The sequence below is a fragment of the Streptomyces sp. S.PNR 29 genome (genome assembly GCF_030386795.1).
In the GTDB taxonomy this organism is placed as follows: Bacteria; Actinomycetota; Actinomycetes; order Streptomycetales; family Streptomycetaceae; genus Streptomyces.
The window spans coordinates 115,629-131,862 of sequence record NZ_JANUQM010000001.1; the positions used below are offsets into that span (position 1 = coordinate 115,629).

The 16,234-nt window shown below is 71.0% G+C and carries 18 protein-coding genes; 14 read left to right on the forward strand and 4 right to left on the reverse strand.

What is annotated here, in order from left to right; translation table 11 throughout:
* The first annotated feature begins 103 nt into the window (after positions 1-103).
* Positions 104-1,054, forward strand: a complete 951-nt coding sequence (locus NW895_RS00605) for a helix-turn-helix transcriptional regulator (RefSeq protein WP_289933900.1) — start codon at positions 104-106, stop codon at positions 1,052-1,054.
* The gene (locus NW895_RS00610) at positions 1,002-1,118 is read left to right on the forward strand and encodes a DUF397 domain-containing protein (protein ID WP_289933902.1); all 117 of its coding nucleotides are present in this window, start codon (positions 1,002-1,004) and stop codon (positions 1,116-1,118) included. The genes NW895_RS00605 and NW895_RS00610 overlap by 53 nt, the downstream gene beginning before the upstream one ends.
* A 38-nt stretch (positions 1,119-1,156) precedes the next feature.
* Here NW895_RS00610 and NW895_RS00615 read toward each other — a convergent pair whose 3' ends face one another.
* On the reverse strand, positions 1,157-1,480 hold the full coding sequence (locus tag NW895_RS00615) for a PLD nuclease N-terminal domain-containing protein (RefSeq protein ID WP_289932984.1): 324 nt from the start codon (positions 1,478-1,480) through the stop codon (positions 1,157-1,159).
* Between the two features lie 90 nt (positions 1,481-1,570).
* Here NW895_RS00615 and NW895_RS00620 point away from each other — a divergent pair, with 90 nt between their 5' ends.
* The 10 genes from NW895_RS00620 to NW895_RS00665 all read left to right on the forward strand — a co-directional run bounded on the left by NW895_RS00620 (position 1,571) and on the right by NW895_RS00665 (position 9,327).
* On the forward strand, positions 1,571-3,028 hold the full coding sequence (locus NW895_RS00620) for a menaquinone biosynthesis decarboxylase (RefSeq protein WP_289932985.1): 1,458 nt from the start codon (positions 1,571-1,573) through the stop codon (positions 3,026-3,028).
* A complete protein-coding gene (gene mqnP, locus NW895_RS00625) occupies positions 3,025-3,927 on the forward strand; it encodes a menaquinone biosynthesis prenyltransferase MqnP (RefSeq protein ID WP_289932986.1) in 903 nt (300 codons plus the stop codon). The genes NW895_RS00620 and mqnP overlap by 4 nt, the downstream gene beginning before the upstream one ends.
* Before the next feature lie 46 nt (positions 3,928-3,973).
* On the forward strand, positions 3,974-4,546 hold the full coding sequence (locus NW895_RS00630; RefSeq protein ID WP_289932987.1) for a Uma2 family endonuclease: 573 nt from the start codon (positions 3,974-3,976) through the stop codon (positions 4,544-4,546).
* Positions 4,547-4,577: 31 nt separating this feature from the next.
* Complete coding sequence (locus NW895_RS00635) at positions 4,578-5,252, forward strand: UbiX family flavin prenyltransferase (RefSeq protein WP_289932988.1); 675 nt, start codon at positions 4,578-4,580, stop codon at positions 5,250-5,252.
* A 60-nt stretch (positions 5,253-5,312) separates the two neighbouring features.
* Positions 5,313-5,768 carry an Lrp/AsnC family transcriptional regulator gene (locus tag NW895_RS00640; protein ID WP_289932989.1) on the forward strand — a complete coding sequence of 152 codons (456 nt, stop codon included), beginning with the start codon at positions 5,313-5,315 and terminating at the stop codon, positions 5,766-5,768.
* A gap of 84 nt (positions 5,769-5,852) precedes the next feature.
* The gene (gene mqnE / locus NW895_RS00645; RefSeq protein WP_289932991.1) at positions 5,853-7,016 is read left to right on the forward strand and encodes an aminofutalosine synthase MqnE; all 1,164 of its coding nucleotides are present in this window, start codon (positions 5,853-5,855) and stop codon (positions 7,014-7,016) included.
* 26 nt (positions 7,017-7,042) lie between these two features.
* The gene (locus NW895_RS00650) at positions 7,043-7,699 is read left to right on the forward strand and encodes a UdgX family uracil-DNA binding protein (RefSeq protein WP_289932992.1); all 657 of its coding nucleotides are present in this window, start codon (positions 7,043-7,045) and stop codon (positions 7,697-7,699) included.
* A gap of 16 nt (positions 7,700-7,715) precedes the next feature.
* Positions 7,716-8,240 carry a GNAT family N-acetyltransferase gene (locus NW895_RS00655; protein ID WP_289932993.1) on the forward strand — a complete coding sequence of 175 codons (525 nt, stop codon included), beginning with the start codon at positions 7,716-7,718 and terminating at the stop codon, positions 8,238-8,240.
* A gap of 85 nt (positions 8,241-8,325) precedes the next feature.
* Positions 8,326-8,625, forward strand: a complete 300-nt coding sequence (locus NW895_RS00660) for a DUF4229 domain-containing protein (protein ID WP_289932994.1) — start codon at positions 8,326-8,328, stop codon at positions 8,623-8,625.
* Between the two features lie 39 nt (positions 8,626-8,664).
* Positions 8,665-9,327 carry a TetR/AcrR family transcriptional regulator gene (locus NW895_RS00665; protein ID WP_289932995.1) on the forward strand — a complete coding sequence of 221 codons (663 nt, stop codon included), beginning with the start codon at positions 8,665-8,667 and terminating at the stop codon, positions 9,325-9,327.
* Here NW895_RS00665 and NW895_RS00670 read toward each other — a convergent pair.
* Both NW895_RS00670 and NW895_RS00675 read right to left on the reverse strand, forming a co-directional pair.
* Positions 9,315-10,157, reverse strand: a complete 843-nt coding sequence (locus NW895_RS00670; protein ID WP_289932996.1) for a MaoC/PaaZ C-terminal domain-containing protein — start codon at positions 10,155-10,157, stop codon at positions 9,315-9,317. The genes NW895_RS00665 and NW895_RS00670 overlap by 13 nt on opposite strands.
* Entirely contained in the window at positions 10,158-11,453 is a 1,296-nt protein-coding gene (locus NW895_RS00675; protein WP_289932997.1) for a 3-oxoacyl-ACP reductase, read from the reverse strand.
* A 108-nt stretch (positions 11,454-11,561) separates the two neighbouring features.
* Here NW895_RS00675 and NW895_RS00680 point away from each other — a divergent pair, with 108 nt between their 5' ends.
* A complete protein-coding gene (locus tag NW895_RS00680) occupies positions 11,562-12,845 on the forward strand; it encodes an acetyl-CoA C-acetyltransferase (RefSeq protein ID WP_289932999.1) in 1,284 nt (427 codons plus the stop codon).
* Positions 12,846-13,056: 211 nt separating this feature from the next.
* A complete protein-coding gene (locus tag NW895_RS00685) occupies positions 13,057-14,985 on the forward strand; it encodes an AMP-dependent synthetase/ligase (RefSeq protein ID WP_289933000.1) in 1,929 nt (642 codons plus the stop codon).
* Between the two features lie 174 nt (positions 14,986-15,159).
* On the opposite strand, the gene NW895_RS00690 is transcribed toward NW895_RS00685, so the two are convergent.
* The gene (locus NW895_RS00690) at positions 15,160-16,071 is read right to left on the reverse strand and encodes a LysR family transcriptional regulator (RefSeq protein WP_289933002.1); all 912 of its coding nucleotides are present in this window, start codon (positions 16,069-16,071) and stop codon (positions 15,160-15,162) included.
* Positions 16,072-16,234: the final 163 nt, after the last annotated feature.

Sequence of the window (16,234 nt, forward strand, 5' to 3'; positions counted from 1 at the left end):
CGAGCACCTTTCGTCACTCTGGGTGTATCGAGCGTCGCCCACGGGAATCGTGCGTATCAATGTTTCGGGCGTGCCACTGATCGACTGTCACAGGGGGGAAGCGGTGAGCCGACGCAACGCCGAAGGGGGATCGGGGGTTACGACGGCCGCCGTGTTCGGCGAGGTGCTCAAGCACTTCCGGGAGGCCGCGGTGCTGACGCAGGAGGGGCTGGCCAGGAAGATCCCGTGCGATCGGTCCCATGTGGCGAGGGTCGAGGCGGGCACGCGGGTGCCGCAGGAGTCGTTCGCGAAGCAGTGCGACGAATTGCTGGGCACGGGTGGGGTGTTGGTGCGGTTGTGGGGGCGGATCGACTGGTATCCGCAGGTGGAGCATCCGGATTGGTTCCGGCGACGGGCCGAGATGGATGCGGTGGCGGTTGCGTTGCGGGAGTATCAGGAGCTGGTGATTCCGGGCCTGTTGCAGACGCCGGGTTACGCACGGGCGCTGCTCTCGCAGACGGCCAGTGGCGAGGAGGTCGAGGAGCGGGTCCGGGCACGTCTGAGCCGACAGCAGCGCTTTCTCGCGGAGGACGGACCGCTGTACGTCGCCGTGCTGGACGAGAGCTGCCTGCGCCACACGGTGGGAAGTCCTGCCGTGATGCGCGACCAGTGTGCGCACTTGCTGAGCGTCGGGCAGCGTCCCAACATCCGCATTCAGGTCGCCCCGGCCGCCGTCGTCGGGATCGTCCGGCCCACCACGTCAATGTCGCTGATCACGCTGCCCGAGGGGGAACACTGGGTCTACTCGGAGTCGCTGAGCCGTGGCCACTTCAACAACGATCCGACCCTCTACGCGCACCACAGCCGAACCTATGATGTGCTCAGGGCTGACGCTCTGTCTGCCTCGGAGTCTGCCGCACTGATCGGCGAGGCGATGGAAGGGTACGGGCACGATGAACAGGCACGAGCTCACCTGGATCAAGAGCAGCTACAGCGGCAACGACGGCGGCAACTGCATCGAAATAGCCCCCCATTTCCCCGCCGCCGTCCCCGTCCGCGACAGCAAGAACCCTGACGGTCCCGTCCTGGTCGTCAGCCGTACCGCCTGGGCAGGCTTCCTCACGTACGTCAGGAAGTGACCGTCGGGGACACGGATCCACTCGCGCAGCCCCGTGCGTCAGGGCTCGTCCCGCCTCCTGTCGTCCCTGTCCTCGTCCTTCTTGTCGTCGTCCAGGGACTTCAGGAACTCGGGGTTGTCGTCAGGGGCCACCCACCGCTGCGTCCGGGCGGCCCGGACGCCCGACCAGCCCTCGGCGGCCGGGCTTCGCTTCTTGCCCGCGATGATCCAGGAGAGGGAGCCGACGAGCGGGAACAGCAGGACGAGGATCGCCCACAGCGGCTTGGGCATGTGGCGGACGTCGTCGTCCTTCGTGCTGATGCAGTCGATGAACGCGTAGACGCTCAGCGCCAGCGGCACGAGGAACATCAGCACCCGGAGCATGAGCACTCTCCAGCGGAACGGTCGGCGGGAATTACGGGGGACAGCCCCCAGGTACAGGGCCAGAGTAGCCGTTCGGGGATACTTGACCGCATGGCTTACGACGATCTTCGCTCCCTGCTCAGGGCGCTGGAGCGCGAGGGAGACCTCAAGCGCATCAAGGCCGAGGTCGACCCGTATCTGGAGGTCGGTGAGATCGTCGACCGGGTGCAGAAGTCCGGCGGGCCGGCGCTGCTCTTCGAGAACGTGAAGGGCTCCGACATGCCCCTCGCGATGAACGTCTTCGGCACCGACCGGCGCCTGCTGAAGGCCCTCGGCCTGAAGTCGTACGGCGAGATCTCCGACAAGATCGGCGGGCTGCTCAGGCCCGAGCTGCCGCACGGGTTCGTCGGGGTCCGCGAGGCCTTCGGGAAGCTCGGCGCGATGACGCACGTACCGCCGAAGAAGGTGAAGTCCGACAACGCGCCGGTGCACGAGGTCGTCCTGCACGGCGACGACGTGGACCTCGACCGGCTCCCCGCGCTCTTCACCTGGCCGAAGGACGGCGGCTCCTTCTTCAACCTGGGCCTCACCCACACCAAGGACCCCGAAACCGGCATCCGCAACCTCGGGCTGTACCGCCTCCAGCGCCACGACAAGCGCACCATCGGCATGCACTGGCAGATCCACAAGGACAGCCGGAACCACTACCAGGTGGCGGCCCGCCGGGGCGAGAAACTCCCGGTCGCGATCGCCTTCGGCTGCCCGCCCGCCGTGACGTACGCCTCCACCGCCCCGCTCCCCGGCGACATCGACGAGTACCTGTTCGCCGGGTTCGTCGCCGGCAGGCGGATCGAGATGGTGGACTGCAAGACGGTGCCGCTCCAGGTCCCCGCGAACGCCGAGGTCGTGCTGGAGGGCTGGCTGGAGCCCGGCGAGATGCTCCCCGAGGGTCCCTTCGGCGACCACACCGGCTTCTACACCCCGCAGGAGCCCTTCCCGGCCCTCACCATCGACTGTGTGACGATGCGGAAGCGGCCGCTGCTGCAGTCGATCGTCGTGGGCCGGCCTCCGACGGAGGACGGACCGCTGGGGCGTGCCACGGAGCGCTTCTTCCTGCCGCTCCTGAAGATCATCGTGCCGGACATCGTGGACTACCACCTCCCGGAGGCCGGGGGCTTCCACAACTGCGCGATCGTCTCGATCGACAAGAAGTACCCCAAGCACGCGCAGAAGGTCATGCACGCCATCTGGGGCGCGCACATGATGTCCCTGACCAAGCTGATCGTCGTCGTCGACTCCGACTGCGACGTCCACGACCTGCACGAAGTCGCCTGGCGCGCGCTCGGCAACACCGACTACGCGCGCGACCTCACCGTTGTCGAGGGTCCCGTGGACCACCTCGACCACGCCTCCTACCAGCAGTTCTGGGGCGGCAAGGCGGGTATCGACGCGACGAAGAAGTGGCCCGAGGAGGGCTACACGCGCGACGGCGGCTGGCCCGACATGGTGGAGTCCGACCCGGAGACGGCGGCGAAGGTCGACCGCCGCTGGAAGGAGTACGGCCTGTGAGCAGCGCGTCCGCCGCGATCCCGCAGCCGGGACGTACCAAGGCGTTCCTGCGGCTGGTGATGATCGAGCACTCGGTCTTCGCCCTGCCCTTCGCCTACATCGCCTCCCTGACGGCGATGTTCCAGCTGGACCGGAACATCCACTGGGGGCGGCTGCTCCTGGTCACCGTCTGCATGGTGGGGCTGCGCACCTTCGCGATGGCGGTCAACCGGATCATCGACCGGGAGATCGACGCCCGGAACCCGCGCACGGCGCAGCGTGAGCTGGTCACCGGCGCGATGTCGGTGAAGCACGCCTGGACGGGCGCCCTGATCGCCCTCGTCGTGTTCCTGGCGTCGGCGGCCCTGCTCAACCCGCTGTGCCTGGCCCTCGCCCCCATCGCGGTGATCCCGATGGTGGTCTATCCGTACGGCAAGCGGTTCACGAACTTCCCGCAGGCCATCCTGGGCCTCGCCCAGGCCATGGGCCCGGTCGGCGGCTGGCTGGCGGTCACCGGTGAATGGTCCTGGACGGCGGTGATCCTGGGGCTCGCCGTCGGCGTCTGGATCGGCGGCTTCGACCTGATCTACGCCTGCCAGGACGTCGAGACCGACCGCGAGATCGGCGTCATGTCGGTCCCGGCCCGCTTCGGGATCCCCGCCGCGATCTGGGGCGCCCGGGTCTGCCACACGGTGACGACGGGCCTGTTCGTCTGGTACGCCCTGGTCACCGACGCGGGCGCCTTCTTCTGGCTGGGCCTGCTGATCGTGGCGGGCGCGTTCGTGTACGAGCACACCATCGTCCGCCCGCATGACCTGTCCCGCGTGAACAGGGCGTTCTTCAGCGTCAACGGCTTCATCGGGATTGCCCTGTTCGTGTGTGCGCTGCTTGATCTTCTGGTTCGTGGTCTGACCGTGTAAGTACGGTGCGGCCTACCATCGAGGGCAGGACCCCAGGGAGGCCACCGTGACCGTCTCGGGCATCGACCGCCTGCACTCGCAGCTCAGCAAGCTGGAGGACCTGTTCCCCGGCTATCTGACGGAGATTGTCGAGGGCAGCATCGTGATGAACCCGGTCAGGCCGTTCCACGGGAGGACCATCCAGCGGCTGTGGGCCATCATCGAGGGCCAGCTGCCGCCGGGCTGGGCGCTCGTGAGCGATGTCGCCTTTCCTTTCGACGACGCGAACGAGTTCTGCCCCGACCTGGCGGTCATTCCGGCCGAGGCGGAGGCCGAGAACCGCAGCGCCTACCCGGCCGACCTGATCGAGTTCGTCGCCGAGGTGGTGTCCCCGGAAAGCATCCGCCGGGACTACGAGCTGAAGCCCCGGTGGTACGCCTCCCGGGGTATCGCCAACTACCTCGTCCTCGACCCGCTCAAGGGCCACGTCGTCACGATGTGGAACCCGGGCCCCGACGGGTACCGTGGCCGCGACACCCTCCCCTACGGTTCCGACCTGACCGTTGACACGCCGCTGGGCAAGCTCACACTCGCCACTGGCCGCCTCCCCGTGGACCCGAAGGCGTCCGACCGGTCCTGAGCACGACCTCGTCCACCGGTACGCTCAAGATGTGAACGCAGGAGAAACGCAGCGCAGGCCTTGGATCGTGGGGGTGTCCGGGGCGTCGGGGACGCCCTATGCGGCCGCTGTGCTGCGTGCGCTGCTCGCTGCGGGCGAGAGCGTCGACCTGATCGTCAGCCGGGCCTCGCGGCTCACCCTGCTGGACGAGACCGGCATCTCCTTCCGGGACGCCCACTGGCAGGACGACCTGCGGGAATGGCTGTCGCGGGGGGCCGACGGGAAGCCCGGGACGTTCGACGCCGACCTCCACGGCGTACGGCACTGGAGCGCCGGGGACCTGGCGGCCGGGCCCTCCTCGGGGTCGTACCCGGTCAAGGGCATGCTGATCGTGCCCGCCTCGACGGCCTGCGTGGCGGGGGTCGCGCTCGGCCTGTCGAAGGACCTGTTGCAGCGGGCGGCGAGCGTGACCCTGAAGGAGGGGCGCAAGCTGGTCGTGGCCGTGCGGGAGACCCCGCTGAACGGCCAGACACTGCGGCATCTGGTGGCCCTCGACGACGCGGGCGCGACCGTGCTGCCCGCCTCCCCGGCCTTCTACGCGGGGGCGACGCACATCCAGGACCTGGTGGACTTCGTCGCCGGACGCGTACTCGACGCGGCGGGCGTGCCGCATCGGCTCTACCGCCGTTGGGAGGGTGAGCTCGGCGGCGGATCCCGCACCACCTGAGCACGACATCAGCACGTTTCAGGAACTCTTCAGAACTCTTCATCGGAAGGCTTCGATCGCATGGACGCGGTGGACAGGCAGCTCATCCAGGCCCTGAGGGAGAACGGTCGGGCCTCCTACGCGGAGCTGGGGCGCCTCGTCGGCCTGTCGGGGCCCAGCGTCACCGACCGCATCAACCGGCTGGAGGCGGCCGGTGTCATCACCGGCTACCGCGCCACCGTGGACGCCGCCTCGCTCGGCCTCGGTGTCATCGCCCTGATCGGCATCTCGCTGTCCGACGCCGCCGACCACGAGGACGTGGCCCGCCGGCTGAAGGACCTGCCCGAGATCGAGGACTGCTGGTTCATCGCCGGCGACGACTCGTTCATGCTCAAGGTGCGGGCGACGGACGTGGACGGGCTGGAGAAGATCATCCGGCGGCTGTCCGGGACCAAGGGCGTCTCCAGGACCCGTACCACCATCGTGCTGTCCACGAAGTGGGAGAACCGGGTGGGGGAGTTGCCGGAACCGGCGTAGGCCCGTTCAGGGCCGTATGGGGGTACGGCCCGCCCGAAGGGCGGGGGAGTACGGTTGGTCGAGCTGTCGTAGAAAGGTGAAGGCATGGACGTCGGGCTCAAGCGCGAGCTGGAGGAGAAGGTCCGCTCCGGCGAGCGGCTGACCCGCGAGGACGGCATCGCGCTGTACGAGTCGGACGACCTGGCGTGGCTCGGCGGGCTCGCGCACGAGGTGCGGACGCGGAAGAACGGCGACGTCGTGCACTTCAACGTCAACCGGCACCTCAACATGACCAACGTGTGCACGGCCTCCTGCGCGTACTGCTCCTTCCAGCGCAAGCCCGGTGAGAAGGACGCGTACACCATGCGCATCGAGGAGGCCGTCAAGCTCGCCAAGGCGATGGAGTCGGAGAACCTCACCGAGCTGCACATCGTCAACGGGCTGCACCCGAACCTTCCCTGGCGGTACTACCCGCGGTCGCTGCGCGAGCTGAAGGCCGCCCTGCCGGACGTCTCCCTCAAGGCCTTCACCGCCACCGAGATCCACCACTTCGAGACCATCTCGGGGCTGTCCGCCTCCGAGATCCTCGACGAGCTGATCGACGCGGGGCTGGAGTCGCTCACCGGCGGCGGCGCGGAGATCTTCGACTGGGAGGTCCGGCAGCACATCGTCGACCACCGCACCCACTGGGAGGACTGGTCGCGCATCCACCGGCTGGCGCACGAGAAGGGGCTCAAGACCCCGTGCACCATGCTGTACGGCCACATCGAGGAGCCCCGTCACCGCGTCGACCACGTGCTGCGGCTGCGCGAGCTGCAGGACGAGACCGGCGGCTTCCAGGTCTTCATCCCGCTGCGCTACCAGCACGACTTCGTGGACATGAAGGACGGGAAGGTCCGGAACCGTCTTCAGGCGCGGACGCAGATGGCGACCGGCGCCGAGGCGCTGAAGACCTTCGCCGTCTCCCGGCTGCTGTTCGACAACGTCCCGCACGTCAAGGTCTTCTGGGTGATGCATGGTGTGCAGACCGCGCAGCTGGCCCTGCAGCACGGCGCCGACGACATGGACGGCTCGGTCGTCGAGTACAAGATCACGCACGACGCCGACAACTTCGGTACGCCGAACAAGCTCACCCGCGAGGACCTGCTGGAACTGATCCGCGACGCGGGCTTCCGGCCGGTGGAGCGCAACACGCGCTACGAGATCATCCGGGAGTACGACGGCCCGGACCCGGCGCGCCGCGAGTCCCCGCAGCCGATGCGGGTGTGAGCCGGCCGGACGGGTACCCGTCCGGCATGGCCACGAAGGCAACCAAGGCGCCCGAGGACGCCTACACCGCCGCACCCTTCGTCCCCGAGCACGCGGACCTGGCGGCCCTGCGGGAGGCCGCCGGAGAGTGCCGGGGCTGCCCGCTGCACCGGGACGCCACACAGACCGTGTTCGGGGCCGGGAACACCCACGCCCGGGTGATGCTCGTCGGCGAGCAGCCCGGGGACCAGGAGGACCGGCAGGGCAGGCCGTTCGTCGGGCCGGCCGGGAAGCTGCTGGACCGGGCGCTGGCGGAGGCCGGTATCGATCCCGGTGAGGCGTATGTCACCAATGCCGTCAAGCACTTCAAGTTCACCCGGGCCGAGCCCCGCAAGCGCCGCATCCACAAGGCGCCGACCCTGCGGGAGATGACCGCGTGCGGGCCGTGGCTGGCGGCCGAGCTGGCGCTGGTCGAGCCCGAGCTGATCGTGGTGCTGGGTGCCACGGCAGGAAAGGCGCTGTTCGGGTCGTCGTTCCGGGTCACGCAGGTGCGCGGGACCGTGCTGGAGGAGGAGATCCACGGGCGTCCGGAGCGGATCGTGCCGACGGTCCACCCCTCGGCGGTGCTGCGGGCGGAGGACCGGGAGGCGGCGTACCAGGGGCTGCTGTCGGATCTGAAGGTGGCGGCGCGGGCCTTGTCGTAATGGATACGATGCTCGCATGCCCCTTACCTTCACGCTCGGCCCCGCCATGACCCCTGCCCTCCGCGACGGCATCCTCGACCTGTGGGCCGATGTGTCCAACGCGGGCGGGGCCGTCGGCTTCGTGCCGCCGGTGACGCGCGAGGCGATCCGGCCGGAGCTGGTGAAGCACTTCACGGCGATGGCGGAGGGCCGCCACCGGCTGGTGGTCGGGCACGACGAGGCGGGGCAGGTGGCCGCGACCGCGTTCCTCGGCTTCAACACGCACCGGCTGATGACGCACTGGCTGTGGCTGTACACGGTGATGGTGCACCCCCGCCACCAGGGCAAGGGCCACGGCCGTGACCTGATGGCCGCCGTCGAGGCCGCGGCCCGCACCTTCGACGGCATCGACGCGATACGCCTCGCCTGCCGGGGCGGTCTCGGCCTGGAGCGGTTCTACGCCTCCTGCGGCTACAAGGAGGTCGGCCGGGTGCCCGGTGCGATCCGGGTGGCGCCGGGCGACGACCGCGACGACATCACGATGCTGCTGCCGCTGACCTGAGCCCGTACCCCCCTCCAAGACCGGGAGCCCGGCGTGCTTCACTGGACGGTGCCTGTTTGTGCCGGAAACGGAAGAGTGGATTGAGATGCTCCGCTACACGCTGATGCGCCTCGGGATCTTCGTGGGCTGCCTCGTGGTCGTCTGGGGCCTCGTCTACGCCGGAGTCTTCCCGCGCGGCCTCGGCTCCTCGAACGGCATGTGGATCATCCTGCTCTCCCTGGTGATCTCGGCCCCGATCAGCTTCGTGGCACTGCGCAAGGAGCGGGACCGGGCCTCGGTGCAGATCGTGAACCGGGTGGACCGCATGAAGGCCAACCTGGAGGCCAACCGCAGCCAGGAGGACACGGCCGACGATGCCTCCCGCGCGCAGCAGCAGGCCTCGTAGGGGAGTTGCGAACAGCTGTGCCCAACTAGGCTCTGCCCCATGGGTGCAGTGAAGAGCAAGCGGATGCCGCGTGCCGTCCGTGAGCAGCAGATGCTGGACGCCGCTGTACGGACCTTCGGCCAGCGCGGGTACATGGCCGCGTCGATGGATGAGATCGCCGAACTCGCGGGCGTGTCCAAGCCGCTGGTGTACCTGTACCTGAACTCGAAGGAAGACCTCTTCACCGCCTGCATCCGCCGTGAGGCGGCGGCGCTCACCGAGGCCGTCCGCGCGGGTGTCATGCCCGGTCTGCCCGCCGACCGGCAGCTGTGGGAAGGACTGCGGGCCTTCTTCACGCACACCTCGCGGAACCCGGACGGCTGGGCCGTACTGCACCTCCAGGCCCGCACCCACGGCGAGCCCTTCGCCGCCGAGGTCGCCTCGATGCGCGAGGAGATCGTGGCGTTCGTCACGCAGCTGATCGCGGCCGCCGCCCGGGAGGCCCATCGTGACCCCGACCTGCCCGAGCGGGAGGTCTCCGGGCTCGCCGAGGCCCTGGTCGGAGCCGCCGAGTCGCTCGCCGACTGGGCCAACGCCACGCCCGGGGTCACGGCGAGGCAGGCGGCGGCCACGCTGATGAACTTCGCCTGGGCGGGCCTGGGCAACCTCATGGCGGACCGTCCCTGGTCGCCCCCCGACGAGGCGGTCGCTCAGGCCGGGTAGACGACCCCGGAGAGGTGCACCCGGCCCCCCTCACCGCGCAGCTCGAAGCGCTCACCCTCCGCCGCGTACGTCACCGTCCCCGGCAGCAGCACCGGCGCCCGGAACCCCGCCCGCACCGCGACCACGTCCGGTATGCCGTATGCGGCCAGACACCGGGCCACCGTCCACATGCCGTGCGCGATGGCCCGGGGGAATCCGAACAGCCGGGCGGTGAGCGGGTGGAGGTGGATGGGGTTGCGGTCGCCGGACACGGCCCCGTACCGCCGCCCGACGTCCTCGCCGAGCCGCCACTCGGCGACGCCGGGCAGCGGCTTGCGGTCCTCCTGTACCTCCCGGTCTTCCGCCGTACGGCCGTCGGTGCGGTGCCGCGCCAGATACGTGCTCCGCGACTCCCACACCACCTCCCCTCCCGCCCGTATCTCCGTGACCACGCGGGCCTCCGTCCCGCGCCGGTGCGGGGTCAGCCCCTCCACGTGCACGGCGAGTGCGTACTCCCCGGTGGCCGTCATCGCCGTGTGCCGGGTGATCTCGATGGACGTGTGGACGAGGCCGAGCAGCGGCAGCGGGAAGTCCCGGTCGCTCATCAGGCGCATGGCCAGCGGGAAGCCGAGCACGTGCGGATACGTCACCGGCAGCGCGTCCTCGCCGGTCGGGAACCCGCACACCCGCTCGTACGCCGCCAGCCGCGCGAGGTCGACGCGCAGGCCGGGCAGGGTGAGCCGGGTGCGGGGGAAGGGCGCGTCCGGGCGGGGACGCTTGAACGGGGACAGCAGGGCGCCGCGCGCGAGCAGGGGTGCGAGGGCGGGGGAGCCGGTGAGGACGACGTCCACTCAGGCCCCCAGCAGGCTCTGGCCGCAGACCCGGACGACCTGGCCGTTGACCGCGCCCGACGCGGGATGCGCGAGCCAGGCCGTCGTCTCGGCGACGTCGACGGGCAGCCCGCCCTGGGCGAGGGAGTTCATCCGGCGGCCCGCCTCCCGGATGAACAGGGGGATGGCGGCGGTCATCTGCGTCTCGATGAAGCCCGGCGCGACCGCGTTCACCGTCACCCCGTGCTCGGCGAGCGCGCGCGGCGCGAGGGAGCGGACCAGGCCGACGATGCCCGCCTTGGCGGCGCCGTAGTTGGTCTGACCCGCGTTGCCGGCGAGCCCGGCGATCGAGGCGGTCGCCACGATCCGGCCGCCCCGCTTCAGCGTCCCGGATGCGAGCAGCGCGTCCGTCGTGCGCAGCACGCTCGCCAGGTTGACGTCGAGGACCGGACTCCAGCGGTCGGCGGGCATGTTGACCAGCCGGCGGTCCCGTGTGATGCCCGCGTTGTGGATCAGGACGTCCAGTCCGTCGGGCAGCGCGGCCGCGATCCGTGTCCCCGCGTCGGCGGCGGTGATGTCGAGCGCGAGGGCGGTGCCGCCGAGCCGCTCGGCGACCCTCCGGGCCTGCTGTTCGGCCTGCGGTACGTCGAGGACGACGATCCGGGCGCCGTCCCTGGCCAGCGTCTCGGCGACCGCCTCGCCGATGCCGCGTGCGGCGCCGGTGACCAGGGCGGTGCGCCCGGCGAGGGGGCGTTCCCGGTCGGCGGGGGCCTCGGTCTCGCGGGCGTCCACGTGGATCACCTGCCCGCTGACGTAGGCCGACTTGGGCGAGAGCAGGAAGCGGAGGGTGGACTCGGCGGCGGACGCGTCCGTGAGCCGGACGAGGTTCACGGTCCTGCCCCGGCCGATCTCCTTGCCGAGGGAGCGCGTGAAGCCCTCCAGGGCCTGCTGGGCGGCGGCCTGGTGGTGGTCGGCGGGGTCCAGCGGGGCGCCGAGCACGACCACGCGGCCGCTCTGCGCCACCGACCGCACGACCGGGTGCAGGGCCGCGTGCACCTCGGCCAGCCCCTCGACGTCCCGCACCCCGGTGGCGTCCAGGACGACGGCGGCGGGCTTCACGGAGGTGCCGGTCAGGGTGAGTCCCGTGGCCGCGAGGTCCAGGTCGGACTTGCCCGCGGTGAGGTGGAGAACCTCCCCCGCCAGGGTCGGCCGCTGCGGTGACCAGCGCCTGAGCGCCGCCGGTTGCGGCAGCCCGAGCCGCCTGGTCAGGAAGCGGCCGGGCGCGGTGCCGGTGAAGCTCAGATAGCGGTCGGCCATGTGCGACTCCCAGCTGCGTCGACTTCTTGCCCTCGTCCTTACCCGCCTTCTTACTCTGGAGTAAGGTTACCGGAGGTAAGCCTACGTCACGGTGAGGAGCAGGTCGAGATGAGCCCCTTCAAGCCATCGGTGCGGCGGGTCGCGGTCATCGCCGGTTCCCGCATCCCGTTCGCCCGCTCCGACGGCCCCTACGCCACCGCCTCCAACCAGGAGATGCTCACCGCCGCCCTCGACGGCCTCGTCGAACGGCACGGCCTGACGGAACCCGGCGCGGTGGGGGAGTTCGTGGCCGGGGCCGTGCTCAAGCACAGCCGGGACTTCAACCTCGCCCGCGAAACGGTCCTCGGCTCGAAGCTGGACCCGCGCACGCCCGCGTACGACATCCAGCAGGCCTGCGGGACCGGCCTCCAGGCCGTCATCGCCGCCGCCAACAAGATCGCTCTCGGGCAGACCGAGTCGGCGATCGCGGGCGGCGCCGACACGGCGAGCGACGCACCGCTCGGCGTGAACGACGAGCTGCGCCGGATCCTGCTGCGGGCGCGGCGGGCGAAGTCCCTCGGCGGCCGCCTCAAGGCCCTCGCGAAGGTCCGCCCCGCCCACCTGGTCCCCGACATCCCGCGCAACGCCGAGCCGCGCACGGGCCTGTCCATGGGTGAGCACGCCGCCGTCACCGCACGCGCCTGGGGTGTCGGGCGCGAGGCCCAGGACGAACTGGCGGCGACCAGTCACCAGCGGCTGGCGGCCGCGTACGAACGCGGCTTCTTCCAGGACCTGGTGGTCCCCTTCCGCGGCCTGGCCCGCGACCAGAACCTGCGCCCCGGCTCGACGGTGGAGAAACTGGCCTCCCTCAAGCCCGTCTTCGGCCTCGGCCACCCCGATGCGACCATGACGGCGGGCAACTCGACGCCGCTGACGGACGGGGCGGCGACCGTACTGCTGGCATCGGAGGAGTGGGCCGAGGCCCGCGGGCTGGAACCGCTGGCGTACCTCACGGCGTACGAGACGGCGGCCGTCGACTTCGTCCACGGCGATGTGGCGGACGGCGAGGACGGGCTGCTGATGGCGCCGGCGTACGCGGTCCCGCGCATGCTGGAGCGGGCCGGGCTGGGCCTCGCGGACTTCGACCTGCTGGAGATCCACGAGGCGTTCGCGTCCCAGGTGCTGGCCACGCTCGCGGCGTGGGAGAAGCGGGGCCTCGCCCCCGTGGACCGCGCCCGCCTGAACGTGGCCGGTTCGTCCCTGGCCACCGGGCACCCCTTCGCGGCGACCGGCGCCCGGATCGTGGCGACCCTGGCCAAACTGCTCGCCGAACGCGAGGGGCCGGGGCGCGGACTGATCTCCGTCTGCGCGGCGGGAGGCCAGGGCGTCACGGCGATCCTGGAGCGAACCTGAACCTTCGTCACTTAACTCCCGAGGTTGCACATCCCCGGCCCCGGACCACCGCCGAACCCGCACAACCTCCCCACGACGGGCCCGTACCATCCCGTTCCTGACCGCCGGTAACCCAGCACCCGAACCACCGCCGGTGAACGCCTCGGCGCGCGAGGCACGTACGTCATGCAGCAGAGCTGTCGGCCGCTGCACGTCTCAGGGAGAGCCGCCCGTGTCCACTCCGCTTCCCTCGTTCGCCGCCTCCACCGCCTTCGACGACGCCCACCCCCTCACCCTCGTGGAGCCGGAGACACGGCGGCTGGACGGGATCGTCCGGGAGGCGTACGTCCCCCCGCTCGTGCCCCCGGTGCGGCACGGGTCGCTCGCGGACCTGCCCTTCGAGAACGCGAGCGCGGTCCCGGGCCGGGTGGTGCTCAGCCGCAAGACCCCTCAGGGGCGGTGGGCCGACGTGACCGCGGTCCAGTTCGCCGACCAGGTCCTGGCGGTGGCGAAGGGGCTGATCGCCGAGGGGCTGATGCCGGGCGACCGGATCGCGATCATGGCCCGTACGACGTACGAGTGGACGCTCCTCGACTTCGCCGCGTGGTCGGCGGGCCTCGTCACCGTCCCCGTCTACCCCACGTCCTCCGTCTTCCAGACCCGCTGGATCCTGCAGGACTCGGGCGCGGTGGCCCTGGTCACGGAGACGCCGGGCCAGGCGGCGGCCCTCGGCCCGGAGCTCGACCGCCTGCCCGACCTGCGGCACCTGTGGGTGCTGGAGAAGGGCCACGTGGACCGGCTGGCGGAACTGGGCGAGCCGGTCGCCGACCAGGAGGTCGCCGTACGCCGCGGGATGCTCGGCCCGAGCATGCTCGCCACGCTCGTCTACACCTCCGGCACCACGGGCCGCCCGAAGGGCTGCGCCCTCACCCACGGCAACTTCTTCGCCGAGGTGGACAACGCCATCGAGCTGCTCTACCCGGTCTTCAAGGCGAAGACCGAGGAGGAGGCCTCGGTCCTCCTCTTCCTCCCCATGTCCCACGTCTTCGGCCGTATGGTCGCCGTCGCCTGCATCCGCGCCCGCGTCCGCCTCGGACACGCGCCGAGCCTGAAGGCGGAGCACCTGCTGCCGGACCTGGCGGCCTTCCGGCCGACCTGCCTGCTGGCCATCCCCTACATGCTGGAGAAGGTCTTCAACACCGCCCGCGCCAAGGCCGAGGCGGGCGGCCGGCTGACGTCCTTCGACCGCGCGGTGTCCGTGGCGGTGCGCTACGGCGAGGCGGTGGAGGCCCGGCAGACCGGCACGGGCCCCGGCCCCTCCCGGGCGCTGAAGACGGCCCGCACCTTCTACGACCCCCTGGTCTACCGGCGTATCCGCAACGCCATGGGCGGCCGCGTCCGGTACGCGATCTGCGGCGGCTCGCCGCTGGGCCGCCGCCTGGCCGCCTTCTACGCCGGGGCCGGCATCGAGATCTTCGAGGGGTACGGGCTGACGGAGACGACGGGAGCGGCGACGGTGACCCCGCCGCTCAAGCCGCGCCTGGGGACGGTGGGCTGGCCACTGCCGGGGACGAGGATCCGGATCGCGACCGACGGCGAGATACTGATCGCCGGCGAGCAGGTGCTGCACGGCTACTGGGACCCCCAGGCGGGCGGAGTGACCCCCGCCGCCCCCGACGGCTGGCTCCCCACCGGGGACATCGGCAGCCTCGACGACGAGGGGTATCTGACGATCACCGGCCGCAAGAAGGAACTGCTGATCACCGCGGGCGGCAAGAGCGTGGCACCGGCGCCGCTGGAGAACTGGCTGCGTTCGCATCCGCTGATCTCGCAGTGCATCGTCCTCGGCGACCGCCGCCCCTACGTCAGCGCCCTCATCACCCTCGACCCCGACGGCATCACCCACTGGCGCCGGATGAACGGCAAGCACCCGGTCCCGCCGGAACTCCTCGTGGAGGACGAGGAGTTGCGGTCGGTGCTGCAACGGGCGGTGGACGAGGCCAACAAACTGGTCTCCCGCCCCGAGTCCATCCGCCGCTTCGCCGTCCTGCCCCGGGACTTCACGGAGGAGGCCGGACATCTGACCCCGTCGATGAAGCTGCGACGGGAGGCGGTGCTGCGGGACTTCGCGGCGGAGGTGGAGCGGCTCTACGAGCGGTGAGGTCCGCGGCCGGCGCATTCCGGTCGTAGGCGTCGAGTGGGGCGGACCTCTTGTTGTGGACGAAGGCCGCCATAATCGGGCCGTCGAAGGGCGCGGACGGGCACCAGCCGCACCGGGCCCTCGTCCCCGGCAACGCGGGCACGACAGTGGGGCGGTACGGGCGGTGTGGTCCGCTCAGGGGCCCGTCGTCGGCGCGTTCCGCCGGCAGCAGTCCACCACCGTGTCCGCGAACGCCCTGGCCGACGGGGTGAGCGCGTCCCAGCGCCGGACCGCCCAGCCGACGGACAGCGGCCGCAGGGCACGGACGGGCACCAGCCGCACCGGGCCCTGGTTCCCGGGGACCGCGTGCCCCGGCAACGCGGGCACGACCGCCCGCCCCAGCCCCAGCTCCGCCAGCAACAGCGCCGTGTCCCAGTCGGCGACGCTCGTGTCGAAGGTGAACCGCAGCCCCAGCTCCGCGCAGGCCGCGTCGAGATGCGCCGCCGAGGTCGAGTTGGGCGGCAACCGGATCAGCCGCAGGTCCTGAAGCTCGCCCGCCGCCACCGACGGCCGAGCCGCCAGCGGGTCGTCGGCCCGCACCGCCAGCACCCACGGCAGATCGACCACGGCCCGCTGCTCGATGCCGCGCACGGGCGGTCCCAGGGTGATCCACGCCAGGTCCAGATCACTGCCGGCCAGCGCGTCGAAGCACCCCCGGCTGGAGCTCTCCGTACGGAACTCCAGGCTGACGCGCGGATGCCGCTGCCGGAAGGCGACGACCGCCTCCGACATGAAGTGCCGTACGGTCGTGGCGCCCGTGGCGACCCGTACGGCACCGGTCTCCCCGTCGACGAGTTCCCGCAGGCGCCGCAGCGCCAGGTCCAGCCCGGCGATGCCCTCGGCCGCCGCCGCTTCCAGCACCCGGCCCGCCCGGGTCGGTACGACCCCGCGCGGATGCCGTTCGAGCAGGCTCACCCCGGTCTCCCGCTCCAGCCGCTTCACATGCTGGCTCACCGCCGACTGCGTACACGCCAGATCACGGGCCACCGCACTGAGGCTTCCGGCACGGCACACCGCCACGAACACACGCAGATCGTCGAGAGTCACAACACCCAAGCTATCGCTTGGGGTTGGGCAGAAATCCTTAGGATTGACTGCCCCCGCGCTCTGTACGACGATCTCCACAGGGCCCGGGCGGCAACCCGCTCCGCGCCTCCGCCGGGGTCCGGACCGGGTGCGGGGGAGGAGCGGGTGCCGACCCAACACAGAC

Coding starts and splice junctions, on each gene's coding strand:
- mqnE (WP_289932991.1), top strand. CDS start 5,853: ATGGACGTCGGGCTCAAGCGCGAGCTGGAGGAGAAGGTCCGCTCCGGC.
- NW895_RS00650 (WP_289932992.1), top strand. CDS start 7,043: ATGGCCACGAAGGCAACCAAGGCGCCCGAGGACGCCTACACCGCCGCA.
- NW895_RS00620 (WP_289932985.1), top strand. CDS start 1,571: ATGGCTTACGACGATCTTCGCTCCCTGCTCAGGGCGCTGGAGCGCGAG.
- NW895_RS00640 (WP_289932989.1), top strand. CDS start 5,313: ATGGACGCGGTGGACAGGCAGCTCATCCAGGCCCTGAGGGAGAACGGT.
- NW895_RS00675 (WP_289932997.1), bottom strand. CDS start 11,453: ATGGCCGACCGCTATCTGAGCTTCACCGGCACCGCGCCCGGCCGCTTC.
- NW895_RS00655 (WP_289932993.1), top strand. CDS start 7,716: ATGCCCCTTACCTTCACGCTCGGCCCCGCCATGACCCCTGCCCTCCGC.
- NW895_RS00680 (WP_289932999.1), top strand. CDS start 11,562: ATGAGCCCCTTCAAGCCATCGGTGCGGCGGGTCGCGGTCATCGCCGGT.
- NW895_RS00660 (WP_289932994.1), top strand. CDS start 8,326: ATGCTCCGCTACACGCTGATGCGCCTCGGGATCTTCGTGGGCTGCCTC.
- NW895_RS00615 (WP_289932984.1), bottom strand. CDS start 1,480: ATGCTCCGGGTGCTGATGTTCCTCGTGCCGCTGGCGCTGAGCGTCTAC.
- NW895_RS00665 (WP_289932995.1), top strand. CDS start 8,665: ATGGGTGCAGTGAAGAGCAAGCGGATGCCGCGTGCCGTCCGTGAGCAG.